This window comes from Sulfurospirillum halorespirans DSM 13726 (assembly GCF_001723605.1).
Classification (GTDB): domain Bacteria; phylum Campylobacterota; class Campylobacteria; order Campylobacterales; family Sulfurospirillaceae; genus Sulfurospirillum; species Sulfurospirillum halorespirans.
This window is the reverse complement of sequence record NZ_CP017111.1, coordinates 1,429,570-1,448,590: the sequence shown is the minus strand read 5'-3', so window position 1 is coordinate 1,448,590 and position 19,021 is coordinate 1,429,570. Positions and strand designations below refer to the sequence as shown.

General features: G+C 42.6%; 20 protein-coding genes and 1 tRNA gene. 4 read left to right on the top strand and 17 right to left on the bottom strand.

The window, feature by feature from the left end; genetic code table 11:
- Window positions 1-35 precede the first annotated feature (35 nt).
- On the bottom strand, window positions 36-692 hold the full coding sequence (locus tag SHALO_RS07225) for a DUF1847 domain-containing protein (protein WP_069477996.1): 657 nt from the start codon (window positions 690-692) through the stop codon (window positions 36-38).
- A 70-nt stretch (window positions 693-762) separates the two neighbouring features.
- A complete protein-coding gene (locus SHALO_RS07220; protein ID WP_069477995.1) occupies window positions 763-1,368 on the bottom strand; it encodes a serpin family protein in 606 nt (201 codons plus the stop codon).
- 65 nt (window positions 1,369-1,433) lie between these two features.
- Here SHALO_RS07220 and SHALO_RS07215 point away from each other — a divergent pair, with 65 nt between their 5' ends.
- A complete protein-coding gene (locus SHALO_RS07215; protein ID WP_069477994.1) occupies window positions 1,434-2,039 on the top strand; it encodes a MarC family protein in 606 nt (201 codons plus the stop codon).
- 21 nt (window positions 2,040-2,060) lie between these two features.
- Here the strand turns inward: SHALO_RS07215 and SHALO_RS07210 are convergent, their stop codons facing one another.
- The 4 genes from SHALO_RS07210 to SHALO_RS07195 all read right to left on the bottom strand — a co-directional run bounded on the left by SHALO_RS07210 (window position 2,061) and on the right by SHALO_RS07195 (window position 5,465).
- Window positions 2,061-2,501, bottom strand: coding sequence for an ankyrin repeat domain-containing protein (locus SHALO_RS07210; RefSeq protein ID WP_069477993.1), 441 nt, complete (start codon window positions 2,499-2,501; stop codon window positions 2,061-2,063).
- On the bottom strand, window positions 2,498-2,995 hold the full coding sequence (locus SHALO_RS07205; protein WP_084010806.1) for a thioredoxin domain-containing protein: 498 nt from the start codon (window positions 2,993-2,995) through the stop codon (window positions 2,498-2,500). The genes SHALO_RS07210 and SHALO_RS07205 overlap by 4 nt, the downstream gene beginning before the upstream one ends.
- A 110-nt stretch (window positions 2,996-3,105) precedes the next feature.
- A complete protein-coding gene (gene fumC, locus SHALO_RS07200; RefSeq protein WP_069477992.1) occupies window positions 3,106-4,497 on the bottom strand; it encodes a class II fumarate hydratase in 1,392 nt (463 codons plus the stop codon).
- Between the two features lie 95 nt (window positions 4,498-4,592).
- Window positions 4,593-5,465, bottom strand: coding sequence for a VIT1/CCC1 transporter family protein (locus tag SHALO_RS07195; protein WP_069477991.1), 873 nt, complete (start codon window positions 5,463-5,465; stop codon window positions 4,593-4,595).
- Window positions 5,466-5,540: 75 nt separating this feature from the next.
- Here SHALO_RS07195 and SHALO_RS07190 point away from each other — a divergent pair.
- Window positions 5,541-5,615, top strand: a tRNA-Gly gene (locus SHALO_RS07190).
- Between the two features lie 16 nt (window positions 5,616-5,631).
- Window positions 5,632-5,931, top strand: a complete 300-nt coding sequence (locus tag SHALO_RS07185; RefSeq protein ID WP_069477990.1) for a hypothetical protein — start codon at window positions 5,632-5,634, stop codon at window positions 5,929-5,931.
- 59 nt (window positions 5,932-5,990) lie between these two features.
- Here the strand turns inward: SHALO_RS07185 and SHALO_RS07180 are convergent, their stop codons facing one another.
- From SHALO_RS07180 to mltG, 9 genes are all read right to left on the bottom strand, one after another.
- The gene (locus tag SHALO_RS07180) at window positions 5,991-6,548 is read right to left on the bottom strand and encodes a 2-oxoacid:acceptor oxidoreductase family protein (RefSeq protein WP_025344591.1); all 558 of its coding nucleotides are present in this window, start codon (window positions 6,546-6,548) and stop codon (window positions 5,991-5,993) included.
- A gap of 10 nt (window positions 6,549-6,558) precedes the next feature.
- A complete protein-coding gene (locus SHALO_RS07175) occupies window positions 6,559-7,392 on the bottom strand; it encodes a 2-oxoglutarate ferredoxin oxidoreductase subunit beta (protein ID WP_069477989.1) in 834 nt (277 codons plus the stop codon).
- Window positions 7,392-8,525 carry a 2-oxoglutarate synthase subunit alpha gene (locus SHALO_RS07170; RefSeq protein WP_069477988.1) on the bottom strand — a complete coding sequence of 378 codons (1,134 nt, stop codon included), beginning with the start codon at window positions 8,523-8,525 and terminating at the stop codon, window positions 7,392-7,394. Before SHALO_RS07170 ends, SHALO_RS07175 begins: the two co-directional genes overlap by 1 nt.
- 9 nt (window positions 8,526-8,534) lie before the next feature.
- Window positions 8,535-8,852: a 4Fe-4S dicluster domain-containing protein gene (locus SHALO_RS07165; RefSeq protein WP_025344588.1), complete on the bottom strand. Its 318-nt coding sequence runs from the start codon at window positions 8,850-8,852 to the stop codon at window positions 8,535-8,537.
- A gap of 96 nt (window positions 8,853-8,948) precedes the next feature.
- On the bottom strand, window positions 8,949-9,821 hold the full coding sequence (sucD, locus tag SHALO_RS07160) for a succinate--CoA ligase subunit alpha (RefSeq protein WP_069477987.1): 873 nt from the start codon (window positions 9,819-9,821) through the stop codon (window positions 8,949-8,951).
- 2 nt (window positions 9,822-9,823) lie between these two features.
- Window positions 9,824-10,993, bottom strand: a complete 1,170-nt coding sequence (gene sucC / locus SHALO_RS07155) for an ADP-forming succinate--CoA ligase subunit beta (RefSeq protein WP_069477986.1) — start codon at window positions 10,991-10,993, stop codon at window positions 9,824-9,826.
- Window positions 10,994-11,102: 109 nt separating this feature from the next.
- Window positions 11,103-12,071, bottom strand: a complete 969-nt coding sequence (gene mdh, locus SHALO_RS07150; protein ID WP_069477985.1) for a malate dehydrogenase — start codon at window positions 12,069-12,071, stop codon at window positions 11,103-11,105.
- A gap of 32 nt (window positions 12,072-12,103) precedes the next feature.
- Window positions 12,104-14,341, bottom strand: a complete 2,238-nt coding sequence (locus tag SHALO_RS07145) for an NADP-dependent isocitrate dehydrogenase (RefSeq protein WP_069477984.1) — start codon at window positions 14,339-14,341, stop codon at window positions 12,104-12,106.
- 81 nt (window positions 14,342-14,422) lie between these two features.
- On the bottom strand, window positions 14,423-15,412 hold the full coding sequence (gene mltG, locus SHALO_RS07140; protein ID WP_407701813.1) for an endolytic transglycosylase MltG: 990 nt from the start codon (window positions 15,410-15,412) through the stop codon (window positions 14,423-14,425).
- Between mltG and SHALO_RS07135 the strand changes: the two genes are divergently transcribed.
- Window positions 15,303-17,864 (top strand): YhdP family protein, encoded by a 2,562-nt coding sequence (locus SHALO_RS07135; RefSeq protein ID WP_069477983.1) that lies wholly within the window; start codon window positions 15,303-15,305, stop codon window positions 17,862-17,864. The genes mltG and SHALO_RS07135 overlap by 110 nt on opposite strands.
- Here SHALO_RS07135 and SHALO_RS07130 read toward each other — a convergent pair.
- Together SHALO_RS07130 and SHALO_RS07125 are read right to left on the bottom strand one after the other, a co-directional pair.
- The gene (locus tag SHALO_RS07130) at window positions 17,857-18,492 is read right to left on the bottom strand and encodes an HAD family hydrolase (protein WP_145923244.1); all 636 of its coding nucleotides are present in this window, start codon (window positions 18,490-18,492) and stop codon (window positions 17,857-17,859) included. The two genes, SHALO_RS07135 and SHALO_RS07130, sit on opposite strands and share 8 nt — an antisense overlap.
- Window positions 18,493-18,993, bottom strand: coding sequence for a GNAT family N-acetyltransferase (locus SHALO_RS07125; protein ID WP_025344574.1), 501 nt, complete (start codon window positions 18,991-18,993; stop codon window positions 18,493-18,495). It abuts the gene before it with no gap.
- Between the last annotated feature and the right edge of the window lie 28 nt (window positions 18,994-19,021).

Genomic DNA, 19,021 nt, shown 5'->3' with positions numbered 1-19,021 from the left:
ACATGTAAAACACTTTTCTCCCTGTGAAAACATTATTAGAGTTCTCTAGGTATTAGAAGTTTTTTATAATAGGTCTGGGTTAAATGCAGTGCTGCGATGGGATTGTGCCCTAAAACACGATCTTTGACAACCAGATACGTTGTCGTCGCTTTGGCGTATTTGATAAACAATGAATCATGCCCAACACACAAACCCATAATGACATTGAGATCCGTCTTAGCTTTGTTTAAATACTTGGCTTGAAGCACAGGATTGCACATCGGCTCAAAGGTATTAGGGCGGATTTTTTGCTCTTCTTTAAGTCCTATTTCGCACTTATCGCGTGAACCTACTTTACAGATTGCCATAAAAACATCAAAGCCGTTGACTTTGAGAATCTCAGCAAAAATTTTAGACTCAGCTGCGAGTCCCACACACGAAGCAATACCAATTTTTTTCGCACCAATACGCCCAGCAAAGGCAAGTATCTCTTCTACACGTGTTAACTGTCCATAGTATTTGCCTTCGATCTCAGCCGCAGCCATAGCAATTTTACGATCAATTCCCTCTTCTTGGTAGCACTCAAGAGACTCTTCAAGCATTGCATCATCGACATTTGTGGTGAGACAAAACTTAGGGTAACGGCTCTCATGTTTATGGCAATTTAGCGTCCCACACTCAGCACAACTGAGCTCTTTTTCATCTTTTTTCATTCTCAAAACCTTTATAATTTATAATGACAATTATAACGTAAACGAAAGACTAAAATTGACCGTTTTAGCTTTATATGTAAAGATATTTTCCATAAAGGCTCAGGTAAACGCCCAATAACTCTTTGAGTCCTTGACTTAAAAGTGCTTTCTCTTCTTCATTAAAAACAAGCTCCACAAGCTTTACATGTAAAGCGTCTCCAAACGCAACTAAACGCTCTGGGGTAAAAATAGAAGCCTCCTCTTTGCCCAAAACAAAAAAGAGTGCAAGGGCGCGATTGAGCCCTGAAACGTAGGCTAAAAGGTTCTCATAAATGCTCTTTTCCACAGGTTCAAGTTGAGAGAGAAAGAGCTCTAACGAGACCGATAAGAAGCTTTTTTTCTTGGGAAAATTGACCGTGAGAAGGGTCATAAAAAGGCTTTTTTTTGCCTCTTGCAGTGGAATTGGAAGCGTTTGCTCCAATGCAGCATCAAGTGCTTTAACGCCCACATCATAAGAAGAAGGTGCACCAAAGCCTTGACGTGCCATCAGCGCGCTAATCTGCGCTTGCGTAAATTTGGTAGGCGTATAAAGCTCGAAAGTGACGAGGGTTTGCACCAAGAGTTCGTAAAAAGCTTTGGCTTGCTCGCTATCACTTTTGGCTAAATATTCGGTTAGGTAAAGGATCTCTTTTTTCATGCCTCCATTCTGCCAAAGCGCAACTGAAAAAGTGCTATAATGCCAACTCTTTTTAAGGAGACACCATGATTCACCTCTCTGCTTTTTTTGCGATTTATGTCAAATTCTTTTTTATTATGACGCCTTTTTTTGTCACGACCATCTTTTTGTCGATGACCAAAGGGATCAGTGAAAGTGACAAAAGACGCCTTGCGATCAAAGTAACCTTGGCGATTGCGATCAGCTGTATGATTATTCTCTTTTTTGGCAAATACATTTTTGAACTTTTTGGCATAACGCTGGATGCGTTTCGCATTGGTGCGGGTGCACTTTTGTTTCTCACCGCTGTTGATTTGGTGCAAAAAGATGTCAATGCTGAGCCTACATGTAAAGCTGACATCCTCAAACATGCCGTTGTCCCTTTGGCAATTCCCGTCACCGTGGGACCTGGAACCGTGGGTGCGCTGATGGTTATGGGTGCCGATATGGAGGGTATTGAAGACTTGGTGCTTGGTTCAAGCGCACTGCTAGGGGCAATATTCAGCATTGGCGTGTTGCTCTATCTCTCTGGACACATCGAACGACTGATCGGGCGAACAGGACTGATCGTTTTTAGTAAAGTTACAGGGCTTGTGCTCTCAGCACTTTCGGCGCAACTCATCTTTACAGGCATTAAAAACTTTCTACGCTAACTTTTACATGTAACGCTCTGTTTACGAGATGCTTGCTTTGAGCATCTTGTAAATAGTGGGCGTACTCGCAAGATCGATCGCTTTAAAATCATCCAAATTAGCGATGCTTGTATCAGCATGAAAGTCCAATAAAAGCCTCGTCATCGCCTCTTTTCCTGAACTAGCACAAAACATCAACGCCGTTACGCCATTGTCATTTTGGCTGTTAAGCTCAATGCCAGCTTTGACCAAAAGCTCCACACAGGTAAAATCCCCACCAAAACAGGCGTTCCAAATCGCCGTATTGCCATCGATATTTCTAAGCTCCAGATCCACACCTGCTTCAATGAGTTCCGTAGTCACAGCCACATTGCCTTCGCGCACCGCTTTCATCAGCGCTGAGTTTCCGTACTTCCCAACGAAATTGAAATCATTTGCATTGTAGCTATTGGAAGCGAGCCAAAGCAAGGTTTGCTCACTCATGCGCCCATCCAATTCTCGTGCACATGCCCTTTTTTCTTAAAATGGATCGCTTCATGAAGCTTCGTCTCAAACATCTCAAGATCAAACGCATCTTCAACATCGCTCGTGATCTCTTTGTAGACAAATTGCCCGTCTTTGTTGATGATGAAGAGAGATTTTGCGCAGAGTGTTTCATTGATGTAGACGCCAAATTTCTTGGCAAGTTCTTCAAAATCAACCGAAGTACAGGCAGGATTGATTGATTGATCTAACGGCTGTGGACCGATAAAATAGATAAACGCTTGTTCGTGGTATTTTTGAGTGATCTCAAAAAGTGCGGGGCTTAGCGAATCGTGATACGGCAAGGTGATCATCACTTGCACTTTGGTTGCCAACATACCGATGACTTTGCTCTCACCACTTTGCATGGTAAGGCTGATAGCAGGCGCTTCAGAGCCCATTTTTCGCTCATTTTTCTGTAAGGGTTTACTGATACCTTTAACGATTGTTTCCAAGAGGACTCCTTGAAGATTTTAAGGAGTTTATGCAAAAGCCATACCATGCGTCACAAAAGTGTTACATGTAAAGCGTAGCGATCGCATTTTGATCGCTACATGTCTCATTTTTACGCTTTGGGGTGAATCATCTCTGAGGGGATTACGTAACGATCAAACTCTTCAGAGGTTAACAGCGCGAGTTTGATGCACGCTTCTTTGAGGCTTAAATGCTCTTTGTGCGCGAGTTTGGCGACTTTTGCTGCATTTTCATAGCCGATGTACGGATTGAGCGCGGTTACCAGCATCAACGAATTTTGAAGGTTGGATGCGATCTTCTCACTGTTGGCTTCAATGCCTTCCACACAATGAATCCGAAACGACTCCATCACATCGCCTAGCAGTCTGACTTGTTGCAAAAAGTTGAGGATAATGACGGGTTTAAAGACGTTGAGCTCAAAGTTACCTTGGCTTGCCCCAAATGCAATCGCCGTATCGGCACCAAACACTTGGCATGCAACCATCGTGACCGCTTCGGCTTGGGTTGGGTTGACTTTACCGGGCATGATAGAACTTCCTGGCTCATTTTCAGGGATATTGAGCTCGCCAATGCCACACCTTGGACCTGATGCGAGCCACCTGATGTCATTGGCGATTTTCATCAAGTTTGCCGCTAGTCCTTTGTTCGCACCACTCGCAAACACAAGCGCATCATGGGAGGTTAAAGCGTGAAATTTATTGGGAGAAGAGACAAAGGTTTTGCCTGTCAGTTTCGTAAGCTCTTCACTGACAAATTCACTCAGTTTTGGATGCGCGTTGATGCCCGTTCCCACAGCCGTTCCACCGATGGCAAGCTCGCGCAAGGATTGAAGCGCTAAGAGAATGTGTGAAGAAGAGTGCTCCAACATACTGCGGTACCCGCTAAACTCTTGCCCAAGTGTGAGTGGCGTTGCATCTTGAAGATGAGTGCGACCGATTTTGATGATGCCTGCAAACTCTTTCTCTTTAGCTTCGAGTGTCTCTTTGAGCTTTTCTAAGGAAGGAAGCAGTTGCTCTTCGATCTCGATGACACTGGCGATGTGCATCGCTGTGGGGAAGGTGTCGTTCGAGCTTTGAGACATATTGACATGATCATTGGGGTGAATCAGTTTTTCTTTTCTAAAATCACCTCCGAGTATTTCCGTAGCGCGGTTGGCGATGACTTCATTGAGGTTCATATTGGTCTGTGTGCCACTGCCCGTTTGCCAGATGGCGAGGGGAAATTCACCATCAAACTTACCTGCAAGAATCTCATCGCACGCTTGGATAATCGCTCCTGCTTTTTTGGCATCGAGTTTGTTTAGCTTTTGATTGACCGTGGATAAAGAGCGTTTCAACAGTGCAAAAGCGCGGATAAGCTCTTTGGGCATCTTCTCGGTACCGATCTTAAAGTTCTCCAAACTACGCTCAGTCTGAGCTCCCCAGTAACGCTCATTAGGAACCTTAATCTCGCCCATTGTGTCCTTTTCAACTCTGTACTCCATAATGACTCCTTGATTTCATTTTAATCATTATAGAGCAGAGATAATTGAAAAAAATAGCACTTTTAAAATTACATGTAAAACCTAATCTAGCTTTTTTAGATCTCAATCCCAAAGTAATGTTTGACCACATAACCGATGCCAAACGAGATAAGTGCAACCCCAAAGGTGATGTAAGACATCTCACGCACCCGTTTCCAAAACGACAAATCTTTGGCGACGCAGATGTAAAAATTATAGAGAAAAATTGCCACAAGTGCGGAACCAAACATCCAAACGATAGCAATAGAGATTTTCTCAAAGATGAAAAAAGGTGCCACTAAAATCGCGGTTGTTAAAATATACGAAACGCCTGTGTACAGCGAATAGGTCAAAGGGTTGACATCATCACCGACATTTTCCTTGGACTCCAAATAAGCAGATCCTGCCATTGAAAGTGAAGCGGCGATGCCCATAATAAGCCCCGTAACACCTACCACCACGCTTTTATCAAACGCTAATGCGATACCACTGAGTGTTCCAGTAAGCTCTACCAACGCATCGTTCATCCCCAAAACAATCGCACCGGCATAGAATAACTTTTTGTCATGCAACATATCGATCAGTTCAATTTCATGGTGAATCTCTTGCTCATAAATCTCTTGTGCTTTGGGATCGGTGAGTATAAGCTCTTTGTAAAATGCCTTCGCACCCTCCTCGCGTCCCTCTAAAAACTTGAGCGTAAATGAGATGCCCACAATTTTTGAAAGGAAAAGATAGAACAAAACGACATAACGGCGAGGTTGAAGCTCTTGATGCGTGTAGGTTTTCAAATACGTGTAGTGCCCTTGCTCTTCTTTGGCGATTTTGCGAAAAATGGTTTGATTGGCTTTATTTTTATCGGAAAGAGAAAGCATCGAATAGATCGTAAAATCGTCCATCTCATTTTGCTGTTGCTTCAATGCTTTGTTTATATGTAAGGTATGCGCCATCACAACTCCTTTGGATTTTTGACTGAATTATACTCCTCTTAAGCGTTTCCTATGCTATAATGCCTGCTTGAAAATGCGGGTGTAACTCATTGGTAGAGTGTTAGCTTCCCAAGCTGAAAGTAGCGAGTCCGATTCTCGTCACCCGCTCCACATCACAAGGTTTCCTTTGAAAGAAAAACTCCAAAAAATCGCACGCCACCCAGCCACAAAAAAAGCCCTCATGGATATGAAACCCAAAAAAACACTCTGGGGCATTGTAGGCGTCATACTCTTTTTTATCGCTCCTGAGATTATCGCTTATTTCTACTCCAATGACATTGTCAATTTTGCCCAAAACGGCTTGGCGATGCACCCAACAACGCTTGAGAGCTACAACTACGAACTGCTTATCTATCTCTTTGAAAATGGCGTAAGCTGGTTCAATCTTGGTTTTGGAGTAGTTTTACTCGTGTGGTTATTTTTCTAAAATAGTTTTACATTTAAAGCAGTAAGCCCTTCGGATTTGATTCCGAAGAGCTTGAAGTTTTAAAGTGTAGCGAGTGCTTCTTTGGCGTATTTGACACCCAGTTCATACGCTTTATTATTGGCGACATGAACTTTTTCAGGAACTTTAGAGAGCATAACTTCGCGTACCAAGTCGTGCGCTAGTACTTGTGTCATCTCGACCGTAATGGCAAGTGCGACAACAGATTGGGTGATAACATTGCCAACCTCTTCTTTGGCAATCGTGATAATAGGAATTTCAATGATTTTCCATTTTTTGCGATCTTCTTCGTTGACGGTTACCAAGTTTGGCTCAACAACGATGATTCCACCTGGTTTGACACCATTTTTGAAGTGATTGAAACTCACTTGTGCTGTAGCGATCATAAACTCGATTTCACCCTCATTAGCATAAGGAAAAAGGATTTCGCTCTCATCGAGTAAAATATCAACTTTTGTTGGTCCACCACGTACTTGAGAGGTATAAGTAGATGCTTTAACGCCGTACCCACCCTCTTTAATCTTCGCAACCGCTAAAATTTCACCCGCCAAGATAACACCCTGACCACCCACACCTACGAAACGTAATTGTCTTCTCATCAGGGGCTCCTTATAGCACAACGGTTGTTTTATTTTGTGCGGCGTAAATGACTTTGTCATACGCTTCACAGTATTCGAGTTTGCCCTCTTCTTGTTTGAGGATGCCTGTTGGGAATTTATCCACACGCTCTTCAGCACTTAAAAGTTCAAACTTATTTTTACCTACAATACGGTTTTCAATCCACTCAAGATTCTGTACCGCTTCGCCCATTTTATTTTTACGTCCAAGGTTGATATGACAGTTTGAGAACACATCAAAGAAAGAGTACCCTTTATGCGTAAAGCCTGCAACAAATATCTTCTCCAATTTTTGTGGATCAAGTACAGACTCACGCGCAACAAAGGTTGCGCCTGCCGCGTCAGCCAATTTGGCTGCATCAAAGGTTGGATCGACGTTACCGTAGTTTGCTGTTGCTGTCCAAAACCCTTGCGGTGTTGTTGGACTGGTTTGAGAGTTGGTCAAACCATAGATGAAGTTGTTGATCAAAATATGATTTAGATCGATATTTCGTCGACAACCATGAATCGTGTGATTACCACCAATTGCCAGACCATCGCCATCACCTGTGACAACAATGACATGTTTTTCAGGGTTTGCAAGCTTGATGCCTGTTGCATACGCAATGGCACGACCATGCGTTGTATGAACTGTGTTACAGTCGATGTAAGAGCTAAAACGCCCGCTACACCCAATACCTGAAACGATGCAGACATCGTTCATATCCCAACCCATTTTATCGATAGCACGAATAACGGATTTTAAAATAACACCATCACCACAACCCCAACACCATAAGGTTGGCATTTTATCTACACGTAGATATTTATCGTAATTAAATGCCATTAGATCATCTCCTTAACTTTAGCAACCATTTCAAGTGGAGCGATTGGACGACCGTTTGCTTTGTGCAGTGTCGCAAAATCATCTCGTTTCATAACGCGTTGAATCTCTTCTAAGTATTGTCCCATATTGAGCTCTGTTACCATGATCTTCTTAAATTTCTTACCGATCTCTTGAAGTTTAGCAACAGGACTTGGCCAGAGCGTAATTGGTCTAAACAGACCTGCTTTGATGCCATCATTTCGAAGTTTCATGACCGCTTCTTTAGCACCACGACTGATACTGCCATAGGCAATAATACAGACATCAGCATCATCCAGCATAAACTCTTCGTAATGGACAAGATCTTCTGATTTGGTATTGATTTTATTGACCAAACGCTCAATGTTGTACTCACAAATCGCGCCATCTTCTGTTGGAAAGCCCATTTCACCATGGTGCAAACCTGTGACGTGGTAGTGATACCCTTTGAAGAAAGGATTGAGTACGGCTGGTTCTGTTGGGCCTGCTGCGTAAGGTTTGTAGTCTTTTGGATCGCCTGTAAATTCAGCACGTTTGACCACGCTTTTCTCAACCTCCGCAAGGTCAGGAAGCATCGCTTTTCCGTGCATGTGTCCTAGCGTTTCATCTAAAAGAACAAAAACGGGAGTCATGTATTTTTCAGCGATATTAAATGCTCTAATCGTCTCAGTGTAGGCTTCTTCAAGACTGCCTGGGCAGAGTGAAATAGAGGCAAAATCACCGTGTGTTGGGTACTTTGCTTGACCAATGTCTGCTTGAGAAACACGTGTTGGAAGACCCGTTGAAGGACCACCACGCATAACGTTAACGATCACCAAAGGAACTTCGGTGATGAAGCTGTAACCAATTTGCTCCGCTTTAAGTGAAATACCAGGACCTGATGAGGCTGTCATCGACTTTGTTCCACTCATAGAAGCGCCAAGGGCGACACAGATACCTGCGATTTCATCTTCCATTTGAATAAACTTTCCACCCACACGTGGAAGAAGTTTGCTTAAATCCTCTGCAATTTCACTCGAAGGCGTAATAGGATAGCCTCCAAAAAATTTACATCCACATTCTACTGCCGCTTTTGCTACTAAGGCATTGCCGCTTGATATTACTTCTCTTGCCATCAATGATCCTTATTCGCTCAGTTTTCTAAATTTATTTTGTTTGACTTTCTCGGCTCTCTCTTTTGAGGTTTCAGAAAGTTTTGCAAACTTAAATTCGCTTTTATCCGCTACGTAAATAGCAAAATCAGGACAATGTAATTCACAATCCCGACATCCAATACAGGCGTCTGGAACAACAACCTCTATCATCGAACCCAGTGTCGAATTGGGTGCTTGAACCATTGCTAAAACACCTGCTGGACACATACTTACACAAATATCACAAGCTTTACACCTAGAGACATTAACCCATACTGGTGTATTACTTGGAGCGGTAATTAAACCCATTCTTCTCTCTCCTTATCCTAAATCTTTTCGTTGCAATTATCTTTTAAGAGTGGCTAGATTGTACAATAGCGCACCATCTAGCTCACTTAAGTATTATTATTTTTTTAAAACTTCCGCTATCTTTTTTCCAATTTCAGCAGGAGATTTGACAACGTGTACGCCTGCATTGCTCAGCGCTTCCATCTTCTCCGCTGCTGTTCCTGCACTTCCACTCACAATCGCACCGGCATGGCCCATACGTTTACCTTTGGGCGCACTTTGACCTGCGATAAAGGCAACAACAGGTTTTTTGATGTGCTCTTTAATGTATTTGGCAGCTTGAATTTCAAGGTCGCCTCCGATTTCACCGATCATGACGATCGCTTCAGTCTCAGGGTCTGCTTCAAACATGGAAAGGAGTTGAATGTAGGAAAGCCCAATGATAGGATCGCCACCAATACCAACGGCTGTCGTAATACCAAAGCCTTCATTGCACACTTGGTTTGCACCTTCATAGGTCAATGTGCCTGATTTACTGATCAGTCCAATGTTCCCTTTTTTAAAGATGGAGCCTGGCATGATGCCGATTTTACACTCTTCTGCAGTGATAATACCTGGGCAGTTTGGTCCAATGGTTTTCATCCCTTTTTTAACGGCGTACGCTTTAGCTCTTTGCATGTCACGTACGGGAGAACCTTCGGTGATAATCACTGCTAGTTCAATGCCTGCATCGGCTGCTTCTAACACAGCATCGCCTACAAAGGCAGGTGGAACAAATACCATGCTCACCGTTGCACCCGTTGCTACGACGGCTTCACGAACGGTATTAAACACGGGTTGCCCTAAATGCTCTGTGCCACCTTTACCTGGAGTCACACCACCGACTATTTTCGTACCGTATGCTAAACATTGTTCCGCATGAAAACTACCCTCTTTGCCCGTAAAACCTTGAACGATTACTTTTGTATTTTTGTCAATCAATATGCTCATAATTAGTTTCCTTTAGCAGCAGCGACGGCTTTAATCGCACCATCGTTAAGATCACTTGCCGTAATAATATTTTTAATATTTGCATTTTTCAAAATTTCAGCGGCCTCTTTGGCGTTCGTTCCATCCAATCTAACGATGACAGGAACATGCACATCCACAAGCTTTGTCGCTTCTAAGATGCCATTGGCGATACGATCACATCGTACGATTCCACCAAAAATATTGACAAAGATTGATTTGACGTTTGGATCTTTGAGGATAATCTCAAAGCCTTTAGCAACGGTTTGAGCATTGGCTCCGCCGCCCACGTCTAAGAAGTTTGCAGGATTTCCACCGACATAGTTAATCGTATCCATCGTACCCATCGCAAGACCTGCGCCATTGACCATACAGCCAACATTGCCATCGAGTTTGACGTAGCTCAAACCATACCCTGAAGCTTCACGCTCTATCGGGTTTTCTTCACTCTCATCGCGCATCGCTTCGATCTCTGGGTGACGGAAAAGGGCGTTATCATCAAAGCCCATTTTACCATCAAGGGCTATAAAAGCACCGCTTTTGGTTTTGACCAAAGGGTTGATTTCGATCATCTCAGCATCGTTTTCCATGTAGACTTTATAGAGTGCTGCTGCAAATTTAATAAAACTGCTGATCTCTTCTTTTTCAAGACCAAGACCGTACGCTAACTCACGACCATGAAACGCTTGAAATCCAATAAAAGGATCAACCGCAACTTTAATAATCTTTTCAGGAGACGTAGCTGCAACTTTTTCGATCTCCATACCGCCTTCACGTGATGCCATGATCACTGGCATTTCACGAGCACGGTCTAGAACAATACCAAGGTAAAGCTCATCAGCGATGTCAGCACCCTCTTCGATATAGACTTTCTGAACCAGTTTGCCCGCAGGTCCAGTTTGGTGTGTGACTAAGGTCATACCAAGAATTTCATGTGCAAGTGTTTTGACTTCATCTAAGCTTCGGGCGAGTTTTACACCACCACCAAGACCGCGTCCACCTGCGTGAATTTGTGCTTTTACAACCCAGATAGAACCACCAAGTTTCTTTGCGTTTTCAACAGCCTCTTCAACGCTAAAGGCGACATAGCCACTGGGTGTGGGAACATTGTATCTCTTAAAGATCTCTTTGGCTTGATACTCATGAATATTCATAAAACCTCCCTGCATTAACTTAAATTAAACTTTCAATGCCAAGACTCTATAGTTAAGTTAACATCATAATCAATAAAAATCTTAACTATATCTTTTTTTTGTCTCTAATTTAAGTTACAGGAGACTTCTTGGCGGTAAAAAACTCACTTTTATGCAATGTTTCTAATAATTTATTGACCGATTCGACACTCTTTGAAAATTGCTTTTTCTCATGTTCATTGAGGGGTAATTCAACGATTTGTTCCACACCATTAGCGCCCAAAACAACGGGCACACCGTTCACGGTGTCATGGTAGCCGTACTCTCCTTCTAGCAAAACAGCACACGGGAAAATAGAGCGAGAGTCACTCAAAATAGCTTCGATCATTTTGACAGTTGAATTTGCAGGCGCATAATACCCAGATGTTCCCATATAGCTCACAATCTCAGCTCCACCATGGCGTGTTTTTTCAATAATTTCTTCAATTTCCACATCGGTGAGTAAATCGGTAAGCGCTACGCCATTAACGGAAGAGTAACGAGGCAGTGGAACCATGTCATCGCCATGTCCACCCATCACACTTGCTGTCACCTGTCCATAGCCAAATCCAAGTTTTTGAGAGATAAAGGTTTCCATTCTGGAACTGTCTAAAATCCCTGCCATACCAATGACACGATTGCGTGAATAATGCCCAACTTTGAGTGCAACATAGGTCATAGCATCCAGTGGATTGGAGACAATAATAATGATGGCATCGGGGGCATACTGTGTGATTTTTTCAATGATCTCTTGAGTGATGTTCGCATTAATCATCAAAAGATCGTCTCGGCTCATACCAGGTTTTCTAGGACTTCCTGCTGTGATAACAACAATGTTACTATTGGCAATCGATTGATAATCCGAAGAGCTTGAAATTTGCGTATGACTGCCCTCAGGGCTGGTCGCTTGGAGGATGTCGAGAGCCTTGCCTTGGGCAAGACCCTCATAACGGTCTATCATCACAATTTCACGACAATGTTTGCGCATCGCAAGCCAATAGCAGACCGTTGCACCGACATTTCCTGCACCAATAATCGAAACTTTTTTCCCTTGTGACAAAGAGACTCCTTCTTTACATGTAAATCAAAAAACTATGCTTTGAGCGCGTCCAGCGCTTTATTAAATGTCGCGCTTGGGCGCATGGCTTGGTTTGTTTTTTCAAAACTAGGGATATAGTATCCGCCCATATCCACTGCTTTGCCTTGAACGGCCGCAAGCTCTGCAACAATTTTTTGCTCATTGGCTTTGAGTGTTTCAAACAGTGGCTTAAACTGCGCAGAGAGTGATTGATCTTCACTTTGTGCTGCCAAAGCTTCTGCCCAGTACATTGCCAAATAAAAATGGCTTCCACGGTTGTCTAATTCACCTACTTTTGAGGAGGGAGATTTGTTATTATCCAAGAATTTTCCCGTTGCGGCGTCGAGTGTTTTGGCTAAAACAGAAGCTTTTTTGTTCCCAACAACGTTATCAAGATGCTCAAGTGAAGCAGTGAGTGCCATAAATTCACCTAAAGAATCCCAACGCAAGTGATTTTCCTCGACAAATTGTTGCACGTGTTTCGGCGCAGAACCACCCGCACCTGTTTCAAACAATCCACCGCCGTTCATCAAAGGCACAATCGAGAGCATTTTAGCCGATGTTCCCACTTCTAAAATAGGGAAAAGATCGGTGAGGTAATCACGTAAAACGTTACCTGTAACCGCAATCGTGTCTAAGCCTTTAACAATGCGCGCTAAGGATTCACGGATCGCCTCTTCTGGTGTCATGATTTTAATATCAAGATCAGAAATATCGTACTCTTTGAGGTATTTTTCGACTTTTTGAATCATCTGAGCATCATGACCACGCGCAGGATCAAGCCAGAAAATCGCAGGTGTATGGCTTAAACGTGCACGATTGACTGCCAGTTTAACCCAGTCACGAATCGGGGCATCTTTGGCTTGGCATGCACGGTAAATGTCGCCTTTTTCAACGCTGTGTTCCATCAAAACGTTACCACTTGCAATCTCAACAATGCGCACAACGCCATCGGTCGCACACTGGAATGTTTTATCGTGTGAGCCGTACTCTTCGGCTTTTTGTGCCATTAAACCTACATTAGGAACCGAACCCATTGTTTTAGGATCAAGGGCGCCATTTTTCTTACAAAAATTCATCGTCTCTTCATAAATACGTGCATAACAGCGATCAGGAATCAACGCCTTCGTATCATGAAGTGCGCCATCTTCGCCCCACATTTTGCCTGATTCTCTGATACACGCTGGCATAGACGCATCAATAATCACGTCGCTGGGTACATGTAAATTGGTGATGCCTTTGTCAGAATTGACCATCGCAAGTTTAGGACGTTTAGGATAGGTGTTCATAATGTCGGCTTCAATGGCTGCTTTTTGCGCTTCAGGGAGTGTGGCAATTTTCGTGTAAAGATCGCCCAAACCATTGTTGGCATTGACACCAATCTCAGCAAAGAGCGTGGCATATTTTTCAAAAACATCTTTAAAAAAGACTTTGAGCGCGTATCCAAACATAATCGGATCGCTCACTTTCATCATCGTCGCTTTGAGGTGTAACGAGAGTAAAATACCACTTTTTTGAGCCTCTTGCATTTGTGCTTCAAAGAAGGCGGAGAGTTTTTTACTGCTCATATAGGTACCATCGATGATTTCATCTTTTAAGAGTGCAAGTTTTTCTTTTAAAACCGTCGTTGTACCATCTTTTCCAAGAAGTTCAATGCGAACGGTGGTCGCTTCTGGCACCATGACAGCCTTTTCATTGCCGTAAAAATCGCCCTCGTTCATATAGGCAACGTGTGATGCAGAATCACTCGTCCATTTTCCCATTCGGTGTGGATTTTTGCGGGCGTACTCTTTGACACACAAAGGAGCACGTCTGTCCGAGTTTCCTTCACGAAGCACTGGATTTACCGCACTTCCCAAGACTTTGGCATAACGTGTTTTGATCTCTTTTTCAGCTTCATTTGTAGGGTTCTCAGGATAATTTGGAATATTATAGCCCTTATCTTGAAGCTCTTTGATTGCGGCTTGAAGTTGTGGTAACGAAGCGCTAATGTTTGGAAGTTTGATAATATTCGCCTCTGGCTGATTGGCAAGCTCACCCAAATAGGTCAGATCATCATTGACTTTTTGCTCAGCGGTAAGATTTTCAGGGAAATTCGCCAAAATACGACCCGATAGCGAGATATCTCTGATTTCCATTTCGATGTTAGAACTTGCGGTAAAGGCTTGAACGATTGGCAATAAAGAGTATGTTGCAAGAGCGGGAGCTTCATCGACTTTCGTATAGATGATTTTACTTGTTTGTTGAACCATAATTACCCCTTTTTTTGATAGACTAGATTTTGTTAATGCTACCAGTTAGTTTCTTTATTTCGCTTTATTAAATAAAGGTTATTAATTTTTTATATTTTCCAAATGCGTCTCATAATTTTGGGAAAACGTATGCGTTCCGTTCTTATTTTTAACAAAATAGAGATAATTGGTTGTTTTTGGAAAAATAGCGGCAAATATCGCCTCTTTACTCACACTGCACACGGGATTGGGCGGTAGCCCTTTGTACATGTACGTGTTATAGGGTGACGTGTCTTCGCGAATGCGCTGAGGGGTAATTTTCAGATGCGAATACTGTCCGTAATTGAGCGTGCCATCCATCTGAAGCTTCATATCTTTTTTCAAACGATTGTAGATCACTGAGGAGACCAGAGCCATCTCATCCGTATTGGCCGCCTCTTTTTGAATGATCGAAGCAATCACGATAAATTTTTGCCACTTTGTTTCATTAAATTCGCCAAAGATCTTCTCAAACACATCTTTGTGGTACTTTTTAGCATGCGCGAGTAAAAAATGCACCAAATGCTTTTCGCTAATCCCCACAGGAATATAATACGTCTCAGGCACGATAAATCCATCCACATACGGTGTGGCAAGGGCATACTCTTGCATCAGTTTTTCGTAAGAGAGATCAAATGCCAAAGCGATCTGAACAAACAGAAGCTCTTTGGTTTCACCGGGAATATAGGTAATCACCTTAAGCGGTGCCTTTGCGTGTGATAGCTTGTAGAGGAAGTCACCACGTGTCAGTGGGCTTTGGTTGATGTTCACCCAACCCGATTGAGGCTTGCCAATCATCCAGAGCATATATTTATCGACCTTCTCGTGGAGGTCAAAATTTTTATCAACCATATATGATATAATTTGGCTTATTGAGCCTTGTGGCACAAACGCAACCGAGCTTGAAACCATGGGTCTGCTCAAGTGAAAGAGAAGTGAATAGATGATTATGAAAGCAACATCACATACGATTAGGAAGATCTGGATATTTTTACTGTTCATGGTTCTTTTTTTCGTAGCATTAATGGCAACCCTAATAAATGGCATTTCGATCGATAAAATAAGCTTACCGACGATAAAAATTGATCAATTATATATTAAACTAGATAAAAAATTGATTGTTAGTATCCAAACTCTTGATATTCAAAAAGAGACACAGACGGACACGTCGATTGAAGAGATTGCAGAACTTATTAAAAACTTCCCGTATTTGAACCAATTTTTTAGCAAAATCAGCATTGAGCTGATCCATTATGCCAATGAAACGCTCTCCTTGCATTACGAAGAGAGCACCTTTAAATTTGACAGCAAACATTTAAGTGTCAATCTGATCATTACACCCATTGAGAAGTGGAATATCGAGGTTGAGATTCAAGAGGCATTTTTGAAAGATTATGCTTTACATGTAAACGGAAAAGCGCGTATGGATTTTAAGACCAAAAACCATACGTTTGAAGGCAATTTTGAGACATTTGGGCTCAAAGGCATTGCCCTTTTGGACCTTAAAGAGACCCTTTTAACCTATCATCTCCAAAGCGAACCTTTTACCAATAAAGAGCTTAAAGATCTGATGGATTTTGTGGTCACACAGGTTGAGCTAGACCCGATAGCCAAAGACTGGATCGATAAAAACATCGTCGGCGAATCGTATCTTCTCCACTTCATTGAAGGCAAGTTCGATCTAAAAACGTTTGATTATTATCCAATGCAACTCCACGCGGCAGCAACGGTGAAAAATGCAACCGTCACTTTTGCACCCAATGTGACACCAGGGTTTGTTAAAGAGATCGGCATCGAATTTAAAGAGGATAAACTCCTGTTTGACATTCATGAGCCCACCTATGAAAAACGCCCCATTGAAAAAGCCGATGTGTTTATCTATAATTTGATCAACAAAGGTACGGGAATCGTTGTTGATCTAAACGCTACATCCAAGCTTGATGCGCCCATACATAACATTTTGCATGCGTTTAAAATCGATGTGCCCATTACCCAAACTTCGGGTAAAACGGATGCACATATCAAACTTGACATTCGTTTTTTACCGTACGACCTCAATGCCTCAGGAACCTTTAAACTCTCCCCAAGTGACTTTACGCTCAGCGGTGTTCCTATGTCCACCAATTATGGTGAGATTCGGCTTGATAATTTTAAAATCACCCTTGAAAATACAAATCTGCGTTATAAAAACCTGTTTGATATTAACGCCACAGGACTCTTTGATGCAAGGAAGAATCGCTTTGATGGATTGGTCGACATTAATGCCTTGTTGCTTGATTTTAGCGGTACGCAACTTCTACAAATCGCCAATCTTCCTGATCTTAATGCCTCGTTTGCCATTGAAAACAACATCACTAAAATGACGCTTCCCAGCCTTGATGCCACACTGTTATTTTCCAAAGAGAATAACCAATTTCTCTTTAGCAACCTTACTAAAATCGCTCCTTTTTCACCGTTTATGCACGATGCCAACCTTAGCGAAGGGGCGGTGAGTGTGCAAACCAAAACGTTTGAAGATTTTGATGCAAAGATCAATCTGCAAAACGTTACCACCCCATTTTTAGACAATCGTGAACCTGTGCGCAATTTTGATATAGCTCTCACGACCAATACCAAAACACTCGATGCAAGTACTACAAACACCAAACTTTCGCTTCATTTTGACAAAGAGATAACCTTACATGTAAAAGATCTTAACATCTCAATGCCTCACAATGATGCGCCTTTGGATATGCCCATTAAAGTGACTCTTTTTGGCGAAAACTCCTCTTTTATTGACATGGAAAGTAACAAAACACTTCTGAGCGAGCGCTATACGATGAATCTGTTCAAAGACAAGCTTCACCTCACTTCCAAGCGAGGCAAATCGACATTTGAATATGAAACACGCAAGGGCAATCTTGGTATCAATGGAACTGCGCTTGATGCTGATATGATCAATGCGCTGTTTAACAAACGCTACTTTCATAAAGGCGATTTTTCACTCAACATTGATGGTACCGATGCGGACACGATGAAAGGCACGTTCATTATGCACCAAACCTACATCAAAGATCTAAAATTTTTCAATAACCTGATGGCAACGATCAACACCATCCCTTCGCTGCTTGTCTTTAGTGACCCTAGCTTTAATCAAGAGGGCTATTTTGTGGACAATGGCTATGTGGAATTTAACCAAACCAAAGAGGCGATGAACATTACAGATCTTCAACTCAGAGGTAAAAGTGCCGACATTTTAGGCAAAGGGCGAGTGGATTTGGCGAAAGACACTCTCAATCTTCAACTCCAAATTAAGACGCTCAAAAGCTTTAGTAACGCGATTGATATGATTCCGATCGTGGGTGGCATTATTTTAGGGGAAGATAAGCGGATTGCGACCAATGTCGATGTCACAGGCTCAGTGAGTGATCCAAAGATTGAGACGCATCTCATTTTAGACACCCTCAAGACGCCGATGAACATTATCAAACGAACCCTAGAAGCGCCGTTTGAGATTTTTAAATAAACCTATTGAGTAGCGCTAAAAGTTCATGGATATTCCCAGCTCTTTGCTCTGCTGTTTCACTCGTACCATAACCCCATCCAGCGAAGATAAACGCAATGCCCGCATTCTGTGCCGCACCTTCATCTTTGATGCTATCACCGACTAAAATCGTTTTGGAAGGCTCACTCTCTAAAAGTTGCATGAGATGGCGAACCATTAAAGGGCTTGGTTTGGGCTCAGCAACATTATTGGCACCCACAATCGCAGAAAAATAGTCCAAAATGCCCATTTTCTCCAACATATGACGCGCAAAAAAATCACTCGCATTGGTCGCAATGGCTAAATGTGCCTTTTGAAAAAGTAGCTGCAACATCGTCACAACATCGGGATAGAGCGCTATCATCGAGGGAGAATTTTGCATATAATGCTCTTTAAACAACGCGCGATGATCGGGGTCATACGCCTCGGTATTGTAAAAAATCTTCGGCAGATGCTGATCGGGTTGGTTGAGATGATACTCTAAATATTTTTGCCCAATGGGTTCCAGTCCTAAACTATGTCGCACGTAATTGACACTGTTCGTCATGGCAGCACTCGAATCAATGAGTGTGCCATCCATATCAAAAATAATCGACGCTTTTGTGCTCACTTACGCTCCAATGCGAAGACCTAAAATCAGCAGGTCTTTATCCACGCCCTCAATCGTCGCAACACGGTTCAGATTGCCCCACTCTTTAAAGCCCAATTTCTTAAATAGCTTTAGACTTGGCGCATTTTCTGAGAAGATCAACGCTAAAAGCGTTTTGATCTCATAGCTTTTGGCTTGCTCAATCGCCTCACTTAAAAACTGTTGCCCCAATTTTTTACCTTGGAAGTTTTTATCGATGTAAATATTGATACGAGCACTGTTGGCATACGCTAAAAGGTTGGCATAAAAGGGTTGTAAACTGATCCACGCAATGATACGCCCGTGATACTCTTTGACCAAAATAGGACGCGATGCGTCGTGGGCGTGAAACCACTCTAGTTTATCCTCAACACTGACGATTTTACTATCTGCCGTGGAGATGCCATCTTTGATTGCCTCGTTGTAGATCTTGATGATCTCGGGTAAGTCTTCAAGGGTTGCACGTCGTAACTCGTTTAGCATTAGCATCCTTAATAAAGTTAATGTAATC

Coding starts and splice junctions, on each gene's coding strand:
- SHALO_RS07225 (WP_069477996.1), bottom strand. CDS start 692: ATGAAAAAAGATGAAAAAGAGCTCAGTTGTGCTGAGTGTGGGACGCTA.
- SHALO_RS07220 (WP_069477995.1), bottom strand. CDS start 1,368: ATGAAAAAAGAGATCCTTTACCTAACCGAATATTTAGCCAAAAGTGAT.
- SHALO_RS07215 (WP_069477994.1), top strand. CDS start 1,434: ATGATTCACCTCTCTGCTTTTTTTGCGATTTATGTCAAATTCTTTTTT.
- SHALO_RS07210 (WP_069477993.1), bottom strand. CDS start 2,501: ATGAGTGAGCAAACCTTGCTTTGGCTCGCTTCCAATAGCTACAATGCA.
- fumC (WP_069477992.1), bottom strand. CDS start 4,497: ATGGAGTACAGAGTTGAAAAGGACACAATGGGCGAGATTAAGGTTCCT.
- SHALO_RS07195 (WP_069477991.1), bottom strand. CDS start 5,465: ATGGCGCATACCTTACATATAAACAAAGCATTGAAGCAACAGCAAAAT.
- SHALO_RS07180 (WP_025344591.1), bottom strand. CDS start 6,548: ATGAGAAGACAATTACGTTTCGTAGGTGTGGGTGGTCAGGGTGTTATC.
- SHALO_RS07175 (WP_069477989.1), bottom strand. CDS start 7,392: ATGGCATTTAATTACGATAAATATCTACGTGTAGATAAAATGCCAACC.
- SHALO_RS07170 (WP_069477988.1), bottom strand. CDS start 8,525: ATGGCAAGAGAAGTAATATCAAGCGGCAATGCCTTAGTAGCAAAAGCG.
- SHALO_RS07165 (WP_025344588.1), bottom strand. CDS start 8,852: ATGGGTTTAATTACCGCTCCAAGTAATACACCAGTATGGGTTAATGTC.
- sucD (WP_069477987.1), bottom strand. CDS start 9,821: ATGAGCATATTGATTGACAAAAATACAAAAGTAATCGTTCAAGGTTTT.
- sucC (WP_069477986.1), bottom strand. CDS start 10,993: ATGAATATTCATGAGTATCAAGCCAAAGAGATCTTTAAGAGATACAAT.
- SHALO_RS07145 (WP_069477984.1), bottom strand. CDS start 14,341: ATGGTTCAACAAACAAGTAAAATCATCTATACGAAAGTCGATGAAGCT.
- SHALO_RS07135 (WP_069477983.1), top strand. CDS start 15,303: ATGATTATGAAAGCAACATCACATACGATTAGGAAGATCTGGATATTT.
- SHALO_RS07125 (WP_025344574.1), bottom strand. CDS start 18,993: ATGCTAAACGAGTTACGACGTGCAACCCTTGAAGACTTACCCGAGATC.